Below are 21,815 nucleotides of genomic sequence, written 5' to 3' on the forward strand. Positions count from 1 at the left end.
CGTTCTCGAAATTGGTGAATAGAATGGAAAGCTTAGCAATTTCCTAAATGATAAACCGCGCCTCTGCGCGAAGGCGGCGCTGCCAATGGGGCCGGTGCTAAAGCCTCCTTAACCAAGCTGGCTTACCAGCAAGGGCATGGACATGCAGTTGCGCAGCGGCGCGTATAGCGGCGGACAGGCCCATAGCATTGTGCGCGAACCCGCGCTGGTGCTGGTCGCGCTGATTGCGATCGTGATGCCGATCGTATCGGCGCTGGTCTATCCCACCTATATTCATCACATGCTGAGCCCGCAGGCCGAATTTTCGCGCCTGATAGAGCTGCCTTTCGTGGTCAGCGAAGTCGCGGTCGTCCTGTGGGCGGGGCGACAGGGTTTCGATTTGTCGAGCGCATGGCGGGCACTGCCGCGCGACATTCGCATCGCGGCGGGCGTGCTGCTGCTGGCGATCGGCGTCTCTGCACTCCTGATATCGAACAATTTCGCCTATTCGCTCACCCACAGTCTGATCGTATTGATCCACCTTGTCTTCGCGCTGGCGGTTTATCACTTGCTGGCGCGGCGCAGCATCCCTGCGCCCGATCGGATCGCGCCGCTGATCGCGGTGGGGGCGATCGTTCTGGTGCTCTACACCGCGTGGTGGCTGCTGACCGCGCCGCCGCCCGAAACGCAGCTCTATGGCAAGATCGAGTGGCACGCCGCGCTGCCGGGGTTCATCAGCGTGCGCCATTTCGGCGCGTGGTATGCGGGCCTTTCCTCAGTCTTTGCGCTGCGCATCCTGTTTGCCGAGCGGGACGGACGGATCGGGTGGGATCACCTGTTCTACTGCCTGACGGCCGCCGCGCTGGTCTGGTCGGGGACGCGCGCGGGCGTGCTCGCACTCATGGTGGTGGTCGGCATCGCGATGCTCTCGCTGCGCCGCATCCCGCCGGCCCGCAATATTGGTCACGCCGCGATCCTCACCGGGTTTGCGCTGTGCCTTGCATGGATCGCCATCCCGCCCGACGACAGCTTCCGTCTATGGAACCTGAACGAGGGGCGGCTCACCGAGAGCATTGATGCCGGCCGTTTCCTGGCGTGGAAGCTCGGGATCGAGAGGTGGACCGATTCGCCGCTGTTCGGCTGGGGCACCGGTTCTTTCCTGTGGGAGGTCGATCCCGGCTTTCCCCACACGCAGCCGCACAACGTGATCGTCCAGTTCCTGATCTCCTGGGGGATCATGGGCGCCATCCCGGCCTTCTGGCTGCTAGGGCGGGCGATCCGCTCTGCACATACAAGCGCGCTTGCCCACCGCGAGATGCTGCCGTTTCTCGGCATGGCCTATGCGCTGCTGCTGCAATCGCTGCTGGAAGGGATGCTGCACTATCCGCGTTTCATCGAAGCGATCATCGTGCTGCTCGCACTGGTAATCGCGCGCGCGCACCAGCCCGGCGCCGCCACGACACATTGATTGCCGCCCCCGCGCGACCCGGCAACCGCCGCGCGCATTGCAAGGCCCGCCAGACACGCTAGAGGGCACCGCAAGCAGAAGCGTGAAGGGCAACTGATCTATGTGCGGCATTATCGGGATCGTCAGCGGTGAATCGGTGGTCGACCGGCTGGTCGATGGCCTCCGGCGCATGGAATATCGCGGCTATGATTCCTCCGGCGTGTGCACGCTGGACGATAGCGGTGATGGCACCCGGATGATCCGCCGCCGGGCGCAGGGCAAGCTGGGCAATCTGGTCGAGGTGCTGGCGCAGGAGCCTGCGCCGGGTACCATCGGCATCGCCCACACCCGCTGGGCGACTCACGGCGCGCCGACCGCAGCCAATGCCCACCCGCACGCGGGCAAGGCCGCCGCGCTGGTCCATAACGGCATCATCGAGAATTTCCGCACGCTGCGCGACGAATTGCAGGCCGATGGCTATTCGGTCGAGAGCGAGACCGACAGCGAAGTCGTCGCCCTGCTGGTCAGCCGCGAAGTGGAGCGCGGCGCCACGCCCGAAGACGCGGTGCGCACGGTGCTGCCGCGCCTGCGCGGTGCCTTTGCGCTGGCCATGCTGTTTCCCGACCACCCCGACCGGATCATCGGCGCGCGGCTCGGCTCGCCGCTGGTGCTCGGCTATGGCGAGGGTGAGATGTTCGTCGGCTCGGATGCGCTGGCACTGGCCCCGCTGACCCAGCGGATCACCTATCTGGAAGAGGGCGACTGGACCGTCGTCACCCGCGAAGGCGCGCAGATCTTCGATAGCGAGGGCAACGAAGTCACCCGCGAGATCGTCGCCTCGGGTGCAAGCGCGGCGGCGGTCGAGAAGGGCAATCACCGCCACTTCATGCAGAAGGAGATCTTCGAGCAGCCGACCGTGGTCGCCCAGACGCTCTCCAGCTATGTCCGCCAGGCGGACCAGACCGTGGCGCTGCCGCAGATGGACTTCGATCTTTCCAGCATCGAACGCATGACCATCGTCGCCTGCGGCACCTCGTTCTACGCCGGGATGGTCGGGCGATACTGGATCGAGCAGTTCGCGCGGGTGCCGGTGGACATCGATGTCGCCAGCGAGTTCCGTTACCGCGAGCCGCCGCTGGAGAAGGGCGGCCTTGCGCTGTTCATCTCGCAGAGCGGGGAAACCGCCGACACGCTCGCCGCGCTGCGCTATTGCAAGGCGCACGGGCAGACCATCGCGGCGATCGTCAACGTGCCCACCAGCACCATGGCGCGCGAGGCGGACCTGCTGCTGCCGATCCACGCGGGACCGGAAATCGGCGTCGCCTCGACCAAGGCGTTCACCTGCCAGCTGGCCGTGCTCGCCGCGCTTGCGGCCAAGCTTGCCGTGGTGAAAGACACGATGGACCGGGCGGAGGAACAGGAGGTGGTGCACCACCTGCTGGAAGCGCCCGCCGGCCTCAACGCCGCGCTCGACCATGACGACGATATCGCAGCCATGGCGCACCTGATCGCCCCGGCGCGCGACGTGCTGTATCTGGGGCGCGGCGCGGATTATCCGATGGCGCTGGAAGGCGCGCTGAAGCTGAAGGAAATCAGCTACATCCACGCAGAAGGCTATGCCAGCGGAGAGATGAAGCACGGCCCCATCGCGCTGATCGACGAAGAAGTGCCGGTGGTGGTGATCGCCCCCAGCGGGCCGCTGTTCGAAAAGACCGTGTCCAATATGCAGGAAGTGCGCGCACGCGGCGGCAAGGTCGTCCTGATCTCCGACGCGGAAGGGCTGGAAGAGGCGGGCGAGGGGTGCCTCGCGACGATCGAGATGCCCAAGGTCCACCCGCTGATCGCGCCGCTGATCTATGCCGTGCCGGTCCAGCTACTGGCCTATCACGTCGCGCTGGTGAAGGGCACCGATGTCGACCAGCCGCGCAACCTCGCAAAATCCGTGACGGTCGAGTAACTTACGTCATTGGGATCGGGAGGTGATGCGGGCTAGGTTTTACAGCCCACTAACCTTTTCGGTTTAAGCTGCGAGCTGTGAAAAAGCTTGTCGCTCAGAACACGCCGGAACTGCCGGGTCAGCTTCCGCTGCCTGTCCTGCTCGGACTGCGCGACATTGCGGGGCTCGACCGGGCGTTTTTGCGTAGCCTGCAATATGATCATCTCGCGGGGCGCAGTCGGCTGCGCGTGTTCGGCCATGCGGTTGGCGCGCTGGTCGGCATGGCCTGTCTGATGCCCTATGTGCCGCTGCCGCTGATCGCCGGGTGGATCGCGGTGCTGACAGGCGGGGTATTCTACTTCGCCCGAATGGAAAGCGCGATGGTCGCTGCGGACCTGCGCAAGGTGACCGATAGCGATGCCAATCGGCACCTCGTCGGCTCTGCATGGCTCGGCCTGACCTGGATGCTGCTGCCGATAATGCTGTTCTTCTACGCAGGCGAGGCGGGGATGCTGCGCGGCTTTGCGCTGGTCGCGGTGATCGTCGTCGGGGTTGGCACCGCATTGGCGGTCGTGCCGCTGCGCGCAATGGTCTTCATTGCCCCTGCATGCATTGCGTCGACCGTGTGCTTCGCACTGCGCGGCGATGTGGTCATGACCTGTATTTCGGCCGTGTACTTCTTTGCCAATTTGCTCACGATATCGCGCCGGGCAGAGAGCTTCCTGCGCGCAGGCGTCGCCGAAACCGCGATGCAGCAGAAGTCGGAGACGGTGTCTTTGCTGTTGCGCGAGTTCGAGGAGAACGAGGCCGACTGGCTGTGGCAGATCGACAGAACCCGGCTGATCCGCTCGGTTTCCCCGCGTTTTGCCTTCGCGCTGGGCTCACGGCCCGAGCAGATCGAGGGCAAACCCTTCTTCGAGGTATTGTCCGGCGATAGCTGGGACGTGTGCAATTTCGCGCCGAGCCTTCGGGTACTGGCTGACCGGATCAAGGCCCGCGAGAGCTTTTCCAACCTGATCGTTCAGGTCTGGGTTGGCGGACATAGGCGCTGGTGGGAGCTTTCTGGCACCCCGATGCTGGACGAGCGGGGGCAAGAAGTCGGCTTTCGGGGGGTGGGATCGGACGTTACCGAACAGCGCAAATCTTCCGAAAAGATCGCTTATCTCGCCCGCTACGACACGCTGACCGGCCTGCCCAACCGCCTGATGCTGAACGAGTCGCTGGGCGAGGCGATGGACGAAGCGCGCCAGTGGCGGCGCCGCTGCGCCTTCATCATGCTCGATCTGGACCGGTTCAAGGCGGTCAATGACTCGCTGGGCCACCAGATCGGCGATCGGCTGCTGGAACAGGTCTCCCGCCGGTTAAGCGAGCTGACGGGCGAGAACGAGATCTGCGGTCGGCTGGGCGGGGACGAGTTCGCCATCGTGATGCGCGATGCCCCCGATTCCTGCGCGGTCGACGCGCTTGCCCGCAAGGTGATCGAACGCCTGTCGCAACCATACGAGGTCGACCAGCACACTTTGTTCGTCGGGGCGAGTGCCGGCTCCGCGCTGGCACCGCGCGACGGCAAGACGGTCGAGGAACTGATGCGCAACGCCGACCTTGCGTTGTACCGCGCGAAAGACGGCGGGCGCGGGGTGCACTTTGCCTACGAACCCTCGCTCCACGCCGATGCGGAAGAGCGCCGGCAGCTCGAATTCTCTCTCCGCAAGGCGCTGGAGAAGGACGAGCTGCTGCTCAATTTCCAGCCGGTGGTCGATGCCAACAGCGAACGGGTCGTCAGCTTCGAAGCGCTTGTCCGCTGGCAGAGCGAGGACCACGGCTTCGTCAGCCCGGGCAAGTTCATCCCGGTGGCGGAAGATACCCGCCTGATTGTGCCGATCGGCACCTGGGTGATGCAACAGGCCTGCCGTGAGGCGATGGCTTGGCCGAGAGGGGTCAAAGTCAACGTCAACGTCTCGCCCGAACAGCTGATGGAGCCCGATTTTGCCGATACTGTGGTCGATGCCCTGACGCGCAGCGGGCTCGACCCGCAGCGGCTCGAAATCGAGGTGACGGAGAGCATCTTCCTTGGCGATGCGGAGATCGCGCGGCAGGCGCTGGCCAAGGTGATGGCGCTGGGCTGCCAGGTGGCGCTCGACGATTTCGGGACCGGCTATTCCTCGCTCGGCTATCTGCGCAAGCTCCAGTTCTCGACCATCAAGGTCGATCGCAGCTTCGTACAGGGCGCGGCGCAAGGCAGCAGCGAAAGCCTGGCGATCGTGCGCGCCGTGGTCGCCATGGCGAAGAGCCTGGAGATGAAGACCACCGCCGAAGGGGTCGAGACAGAGGATGAAGCCCGTCTGGTCTGCCGGATGGGCTGCGACCGGATCCAGGGCTTCTATTTCGGCCGCCCGATGAGCAGCGCCGATGCCCGCGCGCTGTTCAGCAATGATTACAGCCAGCTGCGGGCGTGATTAAAAGGGTTCGCTAGCGCGAACCGCACCGTCCACCCACCTCCCCGCCCGGCCACCAAGGGTACAACCACGATAAGGTGGCCGGGCGGGGAGGTGGGTGGACGGCTGCCCCCAGAAAACTAAGCCGCTTCGGCGAGGCTCCGGGCGAGCGATTCGAACAGTCGCCGACCGTCGGTGCCGCCGTGGGCGGCTTCGATCGCGCGTTCGGGGTGCGGCATCATGCCCAGCACCGTGCCGCTTTCGTTCACGATACCCGCAATGTCGCGGCGCGATCCGTTGGTTGCGTGGGCATAGCGGAACACCACGCGGCCATCGCCTTCCAGCGCATCCAGCGTCGCATCGTCGGCGAAGTAGTTGCCGTCGTGGTGCGCCACGGGGATGGTGATCGTCTCGCCCGCTTCATAGCCTGCGGTGAAGCGGGTCTGCGTGTTCTCTACTTTGAGCTGCGCGTCGCGGCACACGAAGCGCTGGCCGGCATTGCGCATCAGCGCGCCCGGCAGCAGGCCCGCTTCGGCGAGTACCTGGAAGCCGTTGCACACGCCCAGCACAGGCACGCCGCGCGCGGCGGCAGCCTTCACTTCGCGCATGATCGGGCTGTTCGCCGCCATCGCGCCCGAGCGCAGGTAGTCGCCGTAGGAAAAACCGCCGGGCAGGGCGATGAAGTCGACGCGATCGGGCAGCGCGGTGTCGCGATGCCAGACCTGTACCGGCTGCTTGCCGAACACCTCGGCAATCGCGACCATCATGTCGCGGTCGCAGTTGGAGCCCGGGAAGGTGACGACGGCGGTGTTCATTATCCCGCGTCCTCGATCCGGTAATTCTCGATCACGGTGTTGGCGAGCAGCTTCTCGCACATCTCGGCGACCTTTTCGTCCGAGACGCCATCGGCCAGCTCCAGCTCGACCAGCCGGCCGATCCGCACATCCTCGACCCCGTCGAAGCCGAGCCCGTCCAGCGCATGGTGCACGGCACGCCCCTGCGGGTCGAGCACGCCGGGCTTGAGGGTTACGAACACACGCTTTTTCATCTTGGAGCCTGGGATCCTGACAATCTCTTACGGGCCTCGCCGCCTAGCGCCGCTTGCGCGCCCGCGCAACGCAGCGCTTAGGCGATACTCACTTCTTCTTCGGCGTGCTGCCGCGCTTGCGACCGCGATGGGCGGACAGGTCGAACACCTCACCCGGGGTGTTGCCGTCGTTCTGCAGCACGCCGAGGCGTCGCGCGACTTCCTGATAGGCCTCTTCCTCGCCCCCCAGATCGCGGCGGAAGCGATCCTTGTCGAGCTTTTCGCCCGAGTTCATGTCCCACAGACGGCACCCGTCGGGGCTGATCTCGTCGGCGAGGATCACGCGCGCATAGTCGCCATCCCACAGCCGCCCGAATTCCAGCTTGAAATCGACCAGCCGGATGTCAACCGCGGCGAACATCCCGGCGATGAAATCGTTGATGCGGATCGCCATCGCGGACATGTCCTGCATCTCTTCCTGGCTCGCCCAGTTGAAGCAGGCGATGTGTTCTTCGGCGACCAGCGGATCGCCCAGCGCATCGTCCTTGTAGTAATATTCGATCAGCGAGTGGGGCAGGGGCTCGCCTTCTTCCAGCCCCAGCCGCTTGCACAGCGATCCCGCGGCAACGTTGCGCACGACGACTTCCAAGGGAATGATCTCGACCTGCCGGATCAGCTGCTCGCGCATGTTCAGGCGGCGAATGAAGTGAGTCGGGATGCCGATATTGGCCAGCCGCGTGAACACGTGTTCGCTGATGCGATTGTTGATCACGCCCTTGCCGTTGATCGTGCCCTTTTTCTCGGCATTGAAGGCGGTCGCGTCATCCTTGAAATACTGGATCAGCGTGCCCGGTTCGGGCCCCTCGTAAAGGATTTTGGCCTTGCCTTCGTAGATCTGGCGACGACGGGACATGGGGCTTACCTTGCGCGTTTCAAAAAGGACTGCGCCCCGGCATCGCGAACCGCACCATTCGCGGTGCAGCCCTGCCGGGGCGGATTTGGCTGGCCGTACAGCCAAACGCGGGATGCTTCAATCCGCGTGGCTTCAATCTGCGCCGGAGGTTCGTGCCGTCGGCTCCTCCTGCATGCACGGCGAGTCGTCCGCCTGCAGGCCGTCGATCAGCTTGCCCAGCGTCGCGCGCTGGATCAGCACGGAAAACAGCACCGCGCCGAATGTCGCAGCGAGCAGGATGTCGCGGGTGTCACCGGCCGGCAGCGAGAGCGCAAGCGCGACCGAGATGCCGCCGCGCAGTCCGCCCCACCACAGCACCCGGCCCGAGCCCGGCGTGTCCAGACGTGCAGAGGGCATCACCTTGATCGCGCCGAACACCGAGATTCCGCGGGCGGCGAGGACGATCGGAATAGCAGCGAGGCCAAAGATGAATTCCGTCCCACCCGGCACCAGCGCGATCAGTTCCAGCCCGATCAGCAGGAACAGCACCGAATTGAGCAGCTCGTCGACCAGCTCCCAGAACTTGTTCACGTAGTCGAGCGTCTCGTCGCTCATCGCGTAGTGCGCGCCAAAATTGCCGATCAGCAGCCCCGCCACGGCCATCGCGATCGGGCCGGAAAGATGGAGCTGACTGCACAGCGCATATCCGCCCATGACCACCGCCAGCGAGATCAGCACTTCCAGCGTGTATTCGTCCATCGACCGCATGCCGCGAAAGCCGAGCCAGCCGATCGCGACGCCCACCGCAAGGCCGCCCCCCGCCTCGATCACGAACAGGCGAGCGCCTTCGGCGATGCTGAAATCGGCCCCCGTGACCGCCGCGCCGAGCAGGATCGTGAAGACCACGATGCCGACGCCGTCGTTGAACAGGCTTTCTCCCGCGACCGCGCTCTGGAGCGAGAGCGGCACGTCTTCGGTCTTGAGCACGCCGAGGACAGAAACCGGGTCCGTCGGTGAAATCAGCGCGCCGAACACGAAATACCAGATCGGCGCGATTTCCACGCCCAGCAGCAATCCGAGCCCCCATGTCGCGCCGCCGACCAGGACGGTCGATGTGACGACCCCGACAGTGGACAGCAGCAGGACCGGCAGCCAGTCCGCGCTCAACCGCTTGAGATCGACGTGGAGCGCGCCTGCGAACAGCAGGAAGCTGAGCATTCCCTGCAACAGCGTATCGGTAAAATTCAGCTGTTCGAGCAGCCGGGAAACGCTGTCGTCCAGCGTGATGCTGGGCACCAGCGCGTTGAGCACCGTGAGCACGATCGCGGCGAGCGCGCCCATAATCGTCAGCCCGATCACATGCGGCAGGCGGATGTAGTGATGGTTGATATAGCCGAACACCGCCGCCGCCACGACCAGCAGCGCGGCAATGTCGAACGGCGAAAGCGCGGCTGCGGCGGTATCGTGCATTGCACCTGCCTAGCCGCGCCTTGTGCTGCCGGGAAGAGGCGCGTGGTCGAACCCTATTCGCCGCCCTCCCCGAACAGCATCGCCTTCATCCGGTCGAGATAGGCGATCCACGCCTCGCGCCCGACATCGGTCATGCAGGCTGTGGTGACGGGTTTCTTGCCCTCGAAGCGCTTCTCGATGCTGACGTAGCCCGCATCCTCCAGCTTGCGCAGGTGGACCGAAAGGTTGCCGTCGCTCACCCCGGTGCGGGCGCGCAGCTCTCCGAAATCGGCGCATTCGGCGCTGGAGAGATAGGCCATCGTGGCCAGCCGAACGCGCCCGTGGATCGTGTCGTCGATCGCGCGGTAGTCGAGTGGGGGATCAGCCACGAGCGGCGTTCTCGCGCTGGATCAGCATCACCCCGGGCACGACCGAGACGAGCAGCACGCCCACGCCCATCACCGCGAACTGCATCGCGGTGCCCGCCGTCATTGCGGTTGCCACCACGAATGCCATCGCGAGCGCGGCGAACGGCCGCAGCGCCGCCACCCGGCCCGCCGCCGCGCTTGCGGCTAGAGCGGTCGCATAGACGCCGAAGGTGATCGGCGCGATCATGCTCATGAGGTAGAAGGTGACCGTTTCGCCCGTCCGGTCCAGCTGCAGGTATGCGAGCGCCAGCGTCGATATCGAGATGATGCCGAGAAACGCACCGCCCGTCTGCCATACTTCCTTTTCCACCTTGTGGCCTAGCGAGGGGCGCCAGTCGCGCTCGCCCGAACGCCACAGCTTGCTGACGACCATGGCGGGCACGATCAGCCCGAGCCAGATGACCGGCAAGGCGTTCGGCGACCAGTCGAGTGTGCTCAGCATGACCAGCCCGTGCAGCAGGCTGGCGAGCGCGATGGCCGCCCCGAACAGCACGAGGTGGCGGCCGGAGAGGAGCGGGCGGGTGCGCCCCTCCTCCGCCAGTTCGCGCATCATGCGCAGGTCGTCCTGCGCGCTGGGGGCCGGATCGATGGGAGCCGCGGCGCTCATTCGCCGTCTCGCGGATAGAGCACCGGCTCGGTAACCGTGGCACTGCCGTCGAGCGTGAAGCTTTGCGCCGCGAAGGTCGGCATGCCGCGCAGCGCATCCGCGCCGATCATCGACCAGCCGTCCGTCGGGCCCTGCGGACCCATGCTGAACGTGCCGTCGCCGTCGATGTCGTGCCACACCATCAGGGCGTACTGGCCGTCGGGAACGTCGTCGAAGGTGACGGTGACCGTGCCGTCCTTCGGGTTCTCGACCGTTTTGCCGGCGAGCGCGGCGGCCTGCATGAACTGCGCCTCGCTCTGCAGGCTGACATAGAGATCGCCCGCATCTGCGCGCACATTGGTGAGGGTGACGGTGACCTCGCCTGCGAGGGCGGGGGTGGCGAGGGCTGCCCCGGCAAGCGCCGTGGCTGCGAGAACGGACATGCGAATCATGACAGGCTCCTTTGTTTCTATATGCACTTTAAATCATAAAGTACTTGTTTGTACAAGAGTGGTTCGAGACCCGCACCGCATCGCGCCATTCGCCGCTTTCCTACTTGGGTGAGGGGCCGCTAGGCCGAGAAAGTGAAAACCCGAGCCGACCTCTTCCAGCAGTCCGTGAACTGCGGGGAAGGGGCGGCCCGGGTTTCCAGCCCTGGACTGTGTGTCAGGTGTGTCAGGGGCGCGGCGGGAAGCGCGGATGCGAACTGCGCCAAATCCCCGAAAGCGGCATCAGCCGTGCAGTTTGGCGGCGGTCGTCGCGACTCGCTTGCCGAGGTAGCGGGCGCCGTCCAGCTCGGTCTTGCTCGGCTGGCGGCTGCCGTCGCCATCGGCAATGGTGGTCGCGCCATAGGGCGCGCCGCCCTTGACCTCGTCGACGCCCATCTGGCCCTGGAAGCCGTAATCGAGCCCCACGACCGTGCAGCCCATGTGCAGCAGGTTGGTCAGGATCGACATCAGCGTGGTCTCCTGCCCGCCATGCTGGCTGGCGGTGGAGGTGAATGCCGCGCCGACCTTTCCGATCAGTGCGCCCTTCATCCACAGCCCGCCGGTCTGGTCCCAGAAGGACGCCATCTGGCTGGTCATCCGGCCATAGCGGGTGGGCGAGCCGACCACGATGCCGTCGTACTCGGCCAGCGTGTCGGGCCCCTCGATCTCCTCGTGGCCCGGCATCCCGGTGAAACCGGCGTTCTTCGCGACCTCTGCGGGCGCGGTTTCGGGCACGTGGCGGATGACCGCTTCGGCGCCGCCTTCGCGCACGCCTTCGGCAACCGCTTCGGCCATCGCCGAGGTGTGGCCGTAGGAGGAATAGTAGAGGACGAGGATCTTGGTCATGGGCTTCCCTTTGCTGGACTGTCCGGTGTGTGACCAATCAATGCGCGGGGGGCGCAGGTGTTTCGCAAAGCTTGCGGCCCGATTTTCCTACTCGCTCACGACCCGTTAGGCCGATGGCGCTCTTTCCCAGCGTCGATCACGCACGCGGAGGCAACGCGTTATGCACTCGCGCCTGAGGCGGTCCGCACCGGGTAGATCTGTTAAAGAGAGGGGGCGTGGTGCCCAGGGGCGGAGTCGAACCACCGACACGACGATTTTCAGTCGTCTGCTCTACCACTGAGCTACCCGGGCAATCGCCGCGACGGCGGACCAGAACGGCCCGGCGAGCGAATGAGTGCGCGCCTATGGCGAAGGCGCGAAGGCTTGGCAAGCCCTGTTTGGTGTTCAATCCTGTTCGCGGGCAATCTCTTCGGGATCTGCCGGCCTTCCGGGCAGCGCATAGCCGTCGTTGAACCAGCGGTTGAGGTCCTTGTCGCGGCAGCGCGCGGAGCAGAATGGCTTGTATTCGGGCGTCTGCACGGAGGACTTGCAGATCGGGCAGGGTCGTTTGGTCTCGCTCATGATGCGAGGATTTGGGCGTGCCCCGCCTCCAGTGCAAGCGCGGGGTCACGCTCGACCTCGACCTTGCGGCCGCTGCGGCGGGCCAGTTCGGCGAGCCATTCCTGCGACAGCCGGTCCGCCACCGCCGGATGCGCGCGCAGCAGCAGGCGTGGGCCGATGCCATCTGTCAGCTCGCCCCGGCGCAGCAGCATTCGCGCGGCGGCGGATGCGCGGTTGAGGTGCAGCCGATGCAGCAGCGAAGGCCGCTCCAGCCGGGCGACCAGCTGGACGAAGCCGAATCCGTTCATCGCGGTCCGCTCATGCGGCCAGCCGGACAGGGCCTGTTCCAGCGCCTCGTCGACCGCCCGGCGCTGCGCCTTCTCGGAAAGCGTGGGGAAATCGATCCCGATCGACCCGGCCAGATCGAATCGGTGCAGCGTCTCGGCCAGCGCGGGCACAGCCGCCAGTGCAAGATCGCGCGGGGGCAGGTCGCCGTCGATGTCGATCACGGTCATCGCGGGGGCGGGGCTGACGATCAGCGATCCGCCCGCGAATGCGACCTCGCCCTCCCACGCGTCGGCCCAGACGTCTTCCCACAGTCCGGGCGGGAAACGGCGCTGTGTGCCTTCGGGTTGGGGTGAGCGCGCCTTGGTGTCGCCTTGCTGCGTTTGTGCGCGCTGGTACACGCCTTGAGCGCGCTTCAAACGCCCCCGCTCGGCGATCGGTGTGCGGGTGAGCAGGACGGGGATCGTGCTCCCCTCGCTCGCATCCTTCGGCAGGCCGGAGACGTTGATCTCAACACCGTCGCCGGTGCGCGCCAGCCCGCGGCTGGCGCCCTTGATCCGACGGATCAGGGTGGCGGTCGCGGGGCCCAGCGCGATGTCTTCGGGCCAGTGGAGCCAGGCGGCGAGCACGCGGTCGTCTTCGATCAGCAGCCAGCGGGTCTCGCCGATCCCGCGCTCGACCCACCACTCAGCCAATGGCGATTCCGGCGGCTTTCAGCAGGGCGCGGGTCTCGAACAGCGGCAGCCCGACCACGCCCGAATGGGTGCCCGAAAGGAAGTCGATCAGGCCAGCCGCGCGGCCCTGGATCGCGTAGCCGCCCGCCTTGCCGATTCCTTCGCCACTGGCGGCGTAGGCGGCGATTTCTTCGTCGGAGAGGCTCTTGAACCGGACCTGCGAAGTCGCGCAGCGAACCCGCTGAGTGCCTTGCGCGTCGATTACGCAGATCGCCGAATGGACCCGGTGCCGCCTGCCCGAAAGCAGCTGCAGGAAACGCGCGACATCGGCTTCGGATTGGGCCTGCGGCAGGATTCGTCGGCCGACCGCGACCGTGGTGTCGCCGGCAAGGATAACCTCGCGCTCGGCCCGGGGCACGGCAAGCGCCTTCTCCGCCGCCATGCGCTCGGCATAGGGGCGGGGAAGTTCATTCTTGCGCGGATTTTCGTCGATATCGGGCGAACGGATGTCGTCCGGCGAGACACCGATCTGCCCCAGCAGATCGCGTCGGCGGGGGCTCGAACTGGCGAGGATCAGGCGCGGCGTCACGATCCGCTCCGGGTGTTGTGGATCAGGACGGGTTGTTCTGCGGACCGGGCCCGCCGCGACCCGGCATGAAGCGGTAGGTGATCCGCCCCTTGGTCAGGTCGTAGGGGGTCAGCTCGACCAGCACTTCGTCGCCGGTCAGCACGCGGATGCGGTTCTTGCGCATCTTGCCGGCGGTGTGGCCGAGGATTTCGTGGCCGTTCTCAAGCTCGACCCGGAACATCGCGTTGGGCAGCAGCTCGACAACCCGACCGCGCATTTCGAGGAGCTCTTCTTTCGCCATGGATTTGGTCTTGTCCTTATGCAGTTCGTCGAATTCTGCGGCGATTTAGCGACGATGGCTCGAAAATGGAAGTGTGTGTCAGCAACGCGAAAGGATCGGGCGACAATTCGTTACGCGCCGAGGTTTGCTTCCGACCGCCCCGGCTGCGAGGGCTTTGGCGGGGGCGAACGAAAATCTATGAGGAAACTTGCCCCGATGAAGCTGTCCCGCCTGCGCGCCTGCAATATCTCCGTCCTGGCGCTGGCCAGCGCGATCTGCGCGCCCGCCGCGGCGCAGGACAATGCGCAGGATGCCCCCCCGGCGAGCGAGGAACCCGTACCCTCGGCGGACAACGAGATTGTGGTCACCGCGCAGCGCATGCGCGGGTCGGTCGATACGGATGTGCCGCCGGTGGTCGAGCTGACCGAGGCGGATATCGCCGCCTATGGCGCGGATTCGCTGACCGACCTGATCGCGCAGCTTTCGCCGCAGACCGGTTCGGGCCGCGGACGTGGCAGCGGGCAGCCGGTGATCCTGGTCAACGGCCAGCGGATCGCCAGCTTCCGCGAACTGCGCAACTATCCGCCCGAAGCGATCCAGAAGGTGGAGGTGTTCCCCGAAGAGGTCGCGCTGCAATATGGCTACTCAGCCGATCAGCGGGTCATCAATTTCATTCTGAAGGACAATTTCAAGAGCCGCGAGATCGAGCTCGAATACGGCGATTCGTTCGAAGGCGGCGCACCGGGAGGCGAAATCGAAGTCTCCCAAGTGGCGATTTCCGGACCGCGCCGGTTCAACATCTCGGGCCAGTTCGAAACCCAGTCGCTACTGACCGAGGCGGAGCGGGACATTACGCAGACTCCGGGCACGGTGCCCACGGTCGCGGGCGATCCCGATCCCGCACTTTTTCGCAGCCTGCGGCCCGATACCGAAAGCTACAAGCTGGAAGGATCTTTCAACACCGCGATCGGCGAAGGTGCGAAGGCCAAGGCCCTCTCGCTCAACCTATCGGCGGAGCAGAACAATTCGCGCTCGCTCTCCGGGCTGGACATCGTCACCCTGACTGCACCGGGCGGCGACAGCGCGGTCCGCTCGATCGATGCCGATCCGCTGATCCGCGACACGCGCACCACCTCGCTTTCCGCCGCAGCAGGCTATCGCCAGCCCCTGGGCGATTTCGAGCTGAACGTGACGCTGGATGCCGCCCATGGTCTCAGCGAGACCGATATCGACCGGCAGCGCGATCTCTCGGTGCTGCAGGATCTGGTCGATGCCGGATCGCTGACGATCGACGGGGCACTGCCGCCGGTCGCGACCGACGGTTTCGATCGCGCGTCGAGCAAGACCTATACGCTCGATTCACTGGCCACCATTCGCGGGGTTCCGCTCACCCTGCCCGCAGGGGATGTCAACCTAACCGTGGACGGCGGTTACAAGTGGAACCGGATCGAGAGCGAGGATACCCGAACGGCGCTCGGCGTAACGGAGCTGACGCGAGGGCGGATCAATGGCGGGGTCAACCTCGCGGTGCCGCTGACCAGCCGGCGCGAAGGCTTCCTCGACGCGCTGGGCGATTTCACGCTCAACGCCAGCGCGGGGCTCGACTACCTGTCCGACTTCGGCACGCTGACCGACCTGACGGTGGGGCTCACCTGGAACCTTACCGATCGGCTGACCCTTGCCGCGACCGTCATCAATCGCGACGCAGCTCCCAGCCTGACCGAGCTGGGCGCACCGGTGGTCGAGACGTTCAACGTGCCGCTGTTCGATTTCGCCACCGGTCAGAACGTGCTCGCCACGCTGACCACCGGGGGCAATCCGCTGCTCCCCGCGTCAAGCCAGAACGACCTGAAGCTGAGCGCGAATTACGAGCTCGACCTGTTCGAACGGGCGAACATCCTGTTCGAATACAACCGCAACAGTTCGACCAACACGACCGAGAGCTTTCCGCTGTTGACCGCCGAGATCGAGGCGGCGTTCCCCGATCGCGTGACGCGCGACGGGGCGGGGCGGCTGACTGCGCTGGACCAGCGACCGATCACCTATGCGGAGCGCAAGGGCGAGCGGATCCGCTACGGCTTCAACCTGTTCGGTCGCGTCGGCACGGCGCGCGAGGAACAGCCCGGCGGCGGCGCTCCCGGTGGTGGCAGCGAAGGGCGCGGCGGACCTCCGGCTGCGGGCGCGGGCGGCGGTCAGATGCGGATGAACCCGCAACAGTTCCAGCAGATGCGCGATCAGTTCTGCGCCAGCGAGCCGGGCACCGTGCCCGATCTCTCCAAGCTGCCCCCCTTCATCCGCGACCGGCTGACCAATGAAGATGGCACCGTCAATCAGGAACGGCTGGCACAGGTGCGCGAGCGGTTCTGCAGCGCCGATGGCCAGCCCGGCGCGGGTGGACCCGGTGGCCCCGGCATGTTCGATCCCGAACAGGCCGCCGCGATCCGCAACGCGCTGTGTAGCGGCGAGAGCGACCAGCCGATCGATCTCTCCGCACTGCCCGAAGGCCTGCGCGCGCGGCTGACCAACGAGGATGGCACGATCAATCAGGAGCGGCTGGCGCGGCTGCGGCAGGTGGTGTGCCAGGCAGAAGGCGCGCAGCAGCAGGGCGAGGGCTCGCAGGGCCAGCGTCGCGGCGGCGGTGGGCGTCGTGGCGGGGGCGGCGGCCCCTTCGGCGGTGGCGACGGGCAGGGCCGCTGGTTCCTGTCCGCCTATCACACGGTCGAATTGGAGAACGAGGCGCTGATTGCGCCCGGAATTCCCGTGATCGACTATTTCGACCTCGGCCAGGCGCGCCATTCGGTCGAGCTGGAGGGCGGGGTGTTCTACAAGGGCATGGGGACCCGCCTGAGTGGCCGCTACACCAGCGGTTACACCATCGCTGGCAGCGATCCGACCGGGGCGAGCGACCTGACCTTCGGCGATCTGGTCAAGTTCGACCTGCGCTTCTTCATGGACCTTGAACAGCAGAAGTGGCTCACCGGCGACAACCCTGGCTTCTTCAAGGGCACGCGGGTTTCCTTCCGGGTCGATAACCTGTTCGACACGCGCCAGAATGTGACCGATGGCAATGGCGCTACCCCGATCCGCTACCAGCCCGCGCTGATCGACCCGCTGGGGCGGACGTTCGAGATCGAATTCCGCAAGCTTTTCTGACCTCATAAATCAGCGGTTAAGCTGACCGGCCCTTAGACGTTCCGTGTGGACTACAAGTGTAGACGGGAGGAATGTCCAGATGCGTTTGAAAGCTATCCCTGTGGCAGCAGCGTTCGTGGCGATGGCCGGATCGGCTCAGGCGGACGACGGACCATGCAACGAATGGCGTGAAGCCGGTGTGATCGGCGATCTGCAGTGCCAGACGACAGACGGGGGCGCGGTTATTGGAGGCGCGGCGCGTGCAACCGAATATGCGCAGGTGTTCCCGCGTGCCTTTGCAATTTTCGAGGATTACTTCGCGCCAAGCGAGCAGAAGGTTGCGCTGGTGGTGCAGCCGGAGGTTTCTGCGGAGCTGACGGCCGCGCTCGCCGCCGATGGCTACAAGCCGCTGCCCTGGATCGACAACGAGACGAAGGCCGCAATGCTTAGGGACAGGATCGTTGCTCAGGTGGAAGCGCAGACGGCCTCTCTGCCGGAAGCCCAGCGCGCTGCGGTGGTTCAGCAGGCGCTGGCGAAGGCTGAGGGGGCCGCTCCCGCCCATGCGGACCCTGAGATGGAAGACGGCGCAATCGCCCATGAAATCGGGCACCTGCTGTTCAATCGATATTTCGACGGGCCCGAGACGGGGTCTGCCGATCGAACCGCGCGTTATGGTTCGAGCGCGCCCGACTGGCTCGACGAAACAGCGGCGGTTGCCTTGGAAAACGACGCTCAGACCCGCAGCCGCTATGTTGCCGCGCGCGAAGCGTACGATGCGGACGGCACGGTTCTGGCATTTCCCCTCGATACCTACCTTTCGATGGAGCACCCTTTGCTGCAATCCGCGCAAGCGCTGAAGACACTGAAACGCGGCTCGACCGGGGCGGTGATGCTGTCGGGCGACGAGGCTGACGCTTTTCTCGAAGCAAGCGGCGGCAACCCTGCGGTCTTCTATCGGCAAACCCGAATGTTCATCGATTACCTGATGGAGACGAGCGGCGATCCGCGCATCCTCAATTCAATCGCTCAGGCCTATCGCGATGGCGGCGATCTGAGCGGCTGGCTGACCCAGTGGGGTGGCGAGAATGGCCTGCCGGAAACGCTGGAGGCGCTCGAAACCGAATTCGAAGCGTGGGCCAAGGCAAAGCTGGCAGACGCAGCTGCCTGAGCGGATAACCCGCCCCGCTGGCTGGCAACCAGCGGGCGCGCCGCCTATCTAGCTGGCCATGTCGGACAGCAAGGCAAACCGTCCCCACGACCCGCGTGGCAAGGAGCGTTTCAACGAGGAACGCGCCGCCTACACGGTCGCGAGCGCGCAGCCCGATCTGGAAGCCGGGGTCAATGCGATCCGCGAGACGGTGCGCACGCTACCACCGCGCCCCGGGGTGTACCGCATGCTCGATGCGCGCGGCGATGTGCTCTACGTGGGCAAGGCGCGCAGCCTGAAGGCGCGGGTCGCGAATTACACGCAGGTGGGCGCGCTTACCAACCGGCTCCAGCGGATGGTCAGCCAGACGCGCAGCATGGAGATCGTCACCACCAATTCGGAGGCTGGCGCGCTGCTGCTCGAAGCGCAGTTCATCAAGCGCTACCGCCCGCCGTTCAACGTGCTGCTGCGCGACGACAAGAGCTTCCCCTTCATCCTGCTGCGCGCCGATCATGCCTTCCCGCGCATCCACAAGCATCGCGGCGCGCGGCGTGCCAAGGGCAACTACTACGGGCCCTTCGCAAGCGCGGGCAGCGTCAACAAGACGCTTAATGCGCTACAGAAGCTGTTCCTGCTAAGGTCTTGTACCGACAGCTTTTTCAACAATCGCGATCGGCCCTGCCTGCTCTACCAGATCAAGCGCTGCTCGGCGCCGTGCGTGGGCCGGATCGACGAGGACGGGTACGAGGATCTGGTCCGCCAGGCGAAGGATTTCCTCGGTGGAAAATCCTCTTCGGTGCAGCAGGATCTCGAAAAGCAAATGGCCGAGGCGGCGGAGAAGCTCGACTTCGAAACCGCCGCGATCCTGCGCGACCGGCTGCGTGCGGCGACCTTCATCCAGGGCTCTCAGGCGGTCAATGCAAGCGGGGTGGGCGATGCGGATGTCTTCGCGCTCGCTGCCAAGGGGGGCCAGATCGCGGTGCAGGCCTTCTTCATCCGGGGCGGCCAGAACTGGGGCCACCGCGCCTTCTTCCCCACGCATACGCAGGATGTCGACAAGGACGAGGTGCTCGCCCGCGTCATCATGCAGTTCTACGAGGAAGTGCCCCCGCCGCGCACCCTGCTGGTCGACCGGGAATTGCCCGAGAGCGAGCTGCTGGCGCAGGCGCTGTGCGAGATGGCGGAGCACAAGGTCGAGATTTCGGTGCCCCAGCGCGGCGACCGGCGGCGGCTGATGGAACAGGCGCAGCGCAATGCGGTCGATGCGCTCGACCGGCGGCTGGCCGAGAGGGGTACGCAAGCGAAGCTCAACCGCGATCTGGCGGAATTCCTCGAACTGGAAGAGCCGCCGCAGCGGATCGAAATTTACGACAACTCGCATATCCAGGGCGCGAAGGCCGTGGGCGCGATGGTGGTCGCAGGGCCGGAAGGGTTCGAGAAGAGCCAGTACCGCAAGTTCAACATCAAGTCTGCGCAGACCAATGACGACTTCGGCATGATGCGCGAGGTGATGCAGCGCCGCTTCCGCAACCTCGCGGAGAATCCCGATGGCGAGGAGGGCAAGCGCAACAGCCACGAGACCGTCTGGCCCGATCTCGTGCTGCTCGATGGCGGCAAGGGGCAGATGTCGACCGTGCGCGATACGCTGGCCGAGATGGGGATCGATAACGTGCCGCTGATCGCCATCGCCAAGGGGCCCGACCACGGGCGCGAGGGGCGCGAGGTGTTTCACTTCCCCGACGGGCGCGAGAAGACGCTGCCGGTCAATTCCCCGCTGCTGTTCCACCTCCAGAACCTGCGCGACGAGGTCCACCGCTACGTGATCGGCGCGCACCGGGCGAAGCGCAGCCGCGCGATCACCGCCTCACCGCTGGACGAGATCCCCGGCATCGGCCCTTCGCGTAAACGCGCGCTGCTGCTGCACTTCGGCACCGCGGGCAAGGTCCGCGCCGCCGCGCTCGACGATCTCAAGCGCGCGCCTGGGATCAGCGATGCAGTGGCGCAGCAGATCTACGATTTCTACCACGCGAACTGAACCGAGGGGGGATCAGTCCTTCACGCGCTTCAGGTCGAGGTCGTGGAAGTCGTAGGAGAAGTCGGTCAGGTCCGAAATCGCCTTCATTTTCATCCCCGTCACCTTGCCGTTCTCGACCGTGAAATCGACGAAGGCATCGGCCTTGAGCGACTTGTCGGGCCAGAAGGCTGCGAACCGGTCGCCATCGTAATGCGTCAGGTCGCCGTCGAGAATTTCGCTGCGGCCCATATCAATGAACAGGCGATCCGGGCCATCCATGCGGATGGTGACATCGCCGTACCACGGGTCGTGATAGGTGCCGACATAGGCGGATAGCGGCAGGCTGGGCGGCGCAGCATCTTCGGGCGCGCTTGCTGCGGTGTCGGCAATCAGCTGCGTGCCTTCGGCCTCCGCCTCGGTAAAGGCTCCGCCCCACTCGGAGATGAAATCGAACTCCGGGCGGCCGAGCAGCGCAGCGGCGATGTGATAATTGAAAGTGGACGGTGCGCCGCGATAATCATTGGTCGCGCTGAACAGGACCAGCTTTTCTTCCGGGATGATCATGAAATTGCTGACCACGCCGGGCGCGCCGCCGCCATGGCTGACCAGCAGTCGGCCCGCGAAATCCTGCGTTCCCCAGCCCAGCGCATAGGCAGAGAGGTGGGAGAGGCCGGCCGCGCGCAGCCTGCCGTTGACGCCGGTGGGCGTGACGCCCTGCCACACCTCGCGCACCTGCTGCTCGTTCAACAGGCGCTTGCCGTCTTCGGTCACGCCTCCATCGAGCCAGAAGTTGCCCCATTTCATCATGCCTTCGGTGTCGCACCAGATGCCGCCCGCAGCATTCCAGGTTTCCGAAAACGCCAGCCGCTCGTCGATCGGGACGCCCGCGTCCGCGCCCGCCGCACGCTCATGCCCGGTGACGAAGCGCGCGCCCGCCGGGATGCGCGTTTTCTCCGCTACGCAGCGCTCCATCCCGACGGGCTTGAGAATCTCGTCGGTAACAAAGTCCGCCCAGCTTTTGCCGGAAACCCGCTCCACGATCTCGCCCGCGACGACGTACAGCAGATTGTCGTAGGCATATTCAGAGCGGAAACCGGCGCTGGGGCGCAGCAGCGGCAGCGCCTTGATGACGTCCTCGGGTTCGGCATTGCCATCGGGCCAGATCAGCAGATCGCCCGCACCCAGCGGCAGCCCGGACCGGTGGGTGAGGGCGTCGCGCACCGTGAAATGCTCGCCGACCCACGGATCGGACATCGCGAATCCGGGGATGTAGGTGCGAATGGGCTCGTCCCACTTTACCGATCCGCGCTCTACCAAAATGGCTAGCGCGGTGGTGGTGAAAGCCTTGGATATGCTTGCGATCGGGAACAGCATGTCCCGTGTCACAGGGCGGTCGGTGCCTTCCTCGGCCAGCCCGCGCGCGCCCCGCCAGATGGTTTTGCCGTCCTTCGAAACGGCGGCGACCATGCCTGTCGAATCATAGGCCTTCGTCGCCCGCGCCAGCGCGTCGTCGAAGTCGATTGGTTTGGGGGCCGGGGCGACAGGCGTCGACACTTCGGCAACCGGGGCCGACTGCGGCGGTGCTTCGCCCGTGGCGAGATGCGCGCAGGCGGACAGGGCGCAGGGCAAAAGCAGCAGTGCCCCGGTCTTGGCAAAATTCAT

Annotated in this window: 19 protein-coding genes and 1 tRNA gene; 6 read left to right on the top strand and 14 right to left on the bottom strand. The window is 65.5% G+C overall.

The features are described from left to right. Positions 1–142 precede the first annotated feature (142 nt). The 3 genes from K7H93_RS13365 (at position 143) to K7H93_RS13375 (ending at position 5,818) form a co-directional block, all read left to right on the top strand. The gene (locus K7H93_RS13365; RefSeq protein WP_230784030.1) at positions 143–1,447 is read left to right on the top strand and encodes an O-antigen ligase family protein; all 1,305 of its coding nucleotides are present in this window, start codon (positions 143–145) and stop codon (positions 1,445–1,447) included. Between the two features lie 100 nt (positions 1,448–1,547). Next, on the top strand, positions 1,548–3,383 hold the full coding sequence (gene glmS, locus K7H93_RS13370) for a glutamine--fructose-6-phosphate transaminase (isomerizing) (RefSeq protein WP_230784031.1): 1,836 nt from the start codon (positions 1,548–1,550) through the stop codon (positions 3,381–3,383). Between the two features lie 77 nt (positions 3,384–3,460). Continuing rightward, positions 3,461–5,818, top strand: coding sequence for a putative bifunctional diguanylate cyclase/phosphodiesterase (locus K7H93_RS13375; protein WP_230784032.1), 2,358 nt, complete (start codon positions 3,461–3,463; stop codon positions 5,816–5,818). Positions 5,819–5,937: 119 nt separating this feature from the next. Here K7H93_RS13375 and purQ read toward each other — a convergent pair whose 3' ends face one another. The 13 genes from purQ to infA form a co-directional block, all read right to left on the bottom strand. Next, entirely contained in the window at positions 5,938–6,612 is a 675-nt protein-coding gene (gene purQ, locus K7H93_RS13380; protein ID WP_230784033.1) for a phosphoribosylformylglycinamidine synthase subunit PurQ, read from the bottom strand. Further along, on the bottom strand, positions 6,612–6,845 hold the full coding sequence (purS, locus tag K7H93_RS13385) for a phosphoribosylformylglycinamidine synthase subunit PurS (RefSeq protein ID WP_197636562.1): 234 nt from the start codon (positions 6,843–6,845) through the stop codon (positions 6,612–6,614). Before purS ends, purQ begins: the two co-directional genes overlap by 1 nt. Positions 6,846–6,933: 88 nt before the next feature. Continuing rightward, positions 6,934–7,737, bottom strand: a complete 804-nt coding sequence (gene purC / locus K7H93_RS13390) for a phosphoribosylaminoimidazolesuccinocarboxamide synthase (RefSeq protein WP_010238586.1) — start codon at positions 7,735–7,737, stop codon at positions 6,934–6,936. A 132-nt stretch (positions 7,738–7,869) separates the two neighbouring features. Then, complete coding sequence (locus tag K7H93_RS13395; protein WP_230784034.1) at positions 7,870–9,186, bottom strand: cation:proton antiporter; 1,317 nt, start codon at positions 9,184–9,186, stop codon at positions 7,870–7,872. 53 nt (positions 9,187–9,239) lie between these two features. Then, positions 9,240–9,554 carry a winged helix-turn-helix domain-containing protein gene (locus K7H93_RS13400; protein WP_230784035.1) on the bottom strand — a complete coding sequence of 105 codons (315 nt, stop codon included), beginning with the start codon at positions 9,552–9,554 and terminating at the stop codon, positions 9,240–9,242. Next, on the bottom strand, positions 9,547–10,200 hold the full coding sequence (locus tag K7H93_RS13405; RefSeq protein ID WP_230784036.1) for a hypothetical protein: 654 nt from the start codon (positions 10,198–10,200) through the stop codon (positions 9,547–9,549). Before K7H93_RS13405 ends, K7H93_RS13400 begins: the two co-directional genes overlap by 8 nt. Further along, the gene (locus tag K7H93_RS13410) at positions 10,197–10,631 is read right to left on the bottom strand and encodes a DUF2141 domain-containing protein (protein WP_010238582.1); all 435 of its coding nucleotides are present in this window, start codon (positions 10,629–10,631) and stop codon (positions 10,197–10,199) included. Before K7H93_RS13410 ends, K7H93_RS13405 begins: the two co-directional genes overlap by 4 nt. A 279-nt stretch (positions 10,632–10,910) precedes the next feature. Beyond that, positions 10,911–11,513 carry an NAD(P)H:quinone oxidoreductase gene (wrbA, locus tag K7H93_RS13415; protein WP_230784037.1) on the bottom strand — a complete coding sequence of 201 codons (603 nt, stop codon included), beginning with the start codon at positions 11,511–11,513 and terminating at the stop codon, positions 10,911–10,913. A gap of 216 nt (positions 11,514–11,729) precedes the next feature. Further along, a tRNA-Phe gene (locus K7H93_RS13420) sits at positions 11,730–11,804 on the bottom strand. 93 nt (positions 11,805–11,897) lie between these two features. Further along, complete coding sequence (locus K7H93_RS13425) at positions 11,898–12,074, bottom strand: DNA gyrase inhibitor YacG (protein ID WP_010238579.1); 177 nt, start codon at positions 12,072–12,074, stop codon at positions 11,898–11,900. Next, on the bottom strand, positions 12,071–13,033 hold the full coding sequence (locus tag K7H93_RS13430; protein WP_230784038.1) for an Rne/Rng family ribonuclease: 963 nt from the start codon (positions 13,031–13,033) through the stop codon (positions 12,071–12,073). Before K7H93_RS13430 ends, K7H93_RS13425 begins: the two co-directional genes overlap by 4 nt. Continuing rightward, complete coding sequence (locus tag K7H93_RS13435; protein ID WP_230784039.1) at positions 13,026–13,601, bottom strand: Maf family protein; 576 nt, start codon at positions 13,599–13,601, stop codon at positions 13,026–13,028. Before K7H93_RS13435 ends, K7H93_RS13430 begins: the two co-directional genes overlap by 8 nt. Before the next feature lie 22 nt (positions 13,602–13,623). Further along, entirely contained in the window at positions 13,624–13,881 is a 258-nt protein-coding gene (infA, locus tag K7H93_RS13440; protein WP_010238572.1) for a translation initiation factor IF-1, read from the bottom strand. A 195-nt stretch (positions 13,882–14,076) separates the two neighbouring features. Here infA and K7H93_RS13445 point away from each other — a divergent pair, with 195 nt between their 5' ends. The 3 genes from K7H93_RS13445 (at position 14,077) to uvrC (ending at position 20,174) form a co-directional block, all read left to right on the top strand. Next, entirely contained in the window at positions 14,077–17,013 is a 2,937-nt protein-coding gene (locus K7H93_RS13445) for a TonB-dependent receptor (protein ID WP_230784040.1), read from the top strand. 79 nt (positions 17,014–17,092) lie between these two features. Beyond that, positions 17,093–18,160: a hypothetical protein gene (locus K7H93_RS13450; RefSeq protein WP_230784041.1), complete on the top strand. Its 1,068-nt coding sequence runs from the start codon at positions 17,093–17,095 to the stop codon at positions 18,158–18,160. 58 nt (positions 18,161–18,218) lie between these two features. Further along, a complete protein-coding gene (gene uvrC, locus K7H93_RS13455) occupies positions 18,219–20,174 on the top strand; it encodes an excinuclease ABC subunit UvrC (RefSeq protein ID WP_230784042.1) in 1,956 nt (651 codons plus the stop codon). A 12-nt stretch (positions 20,175–20,186) separates the two neighbouring features. Here uvrC and K7H93_RS13460 read toward each other — a convergent pair whose 3' ends face one another. Beyond that, positions 20,187–21,815, bottom strand: coding sequence for a serine hydrolase (locus tag K7H93_RS13460; RefSeq protein WP_230784043.1), 1,629 nt, complete (start codon positions 21,813–21,815; stop codon positions 20,187–20,189).

The organism is Citromicrobium bathyomarinum (genome assembly GCF_021021475.1).
In the GTDB taxonomy this organism is placed as follows: Bacteria; Pseudomonadota; Alphaproteobacteria; order Sphingomonadales; family Sphingomonadaceae; genus Alteriqipengyuania; species Alteriqipengyuania bathyomarina.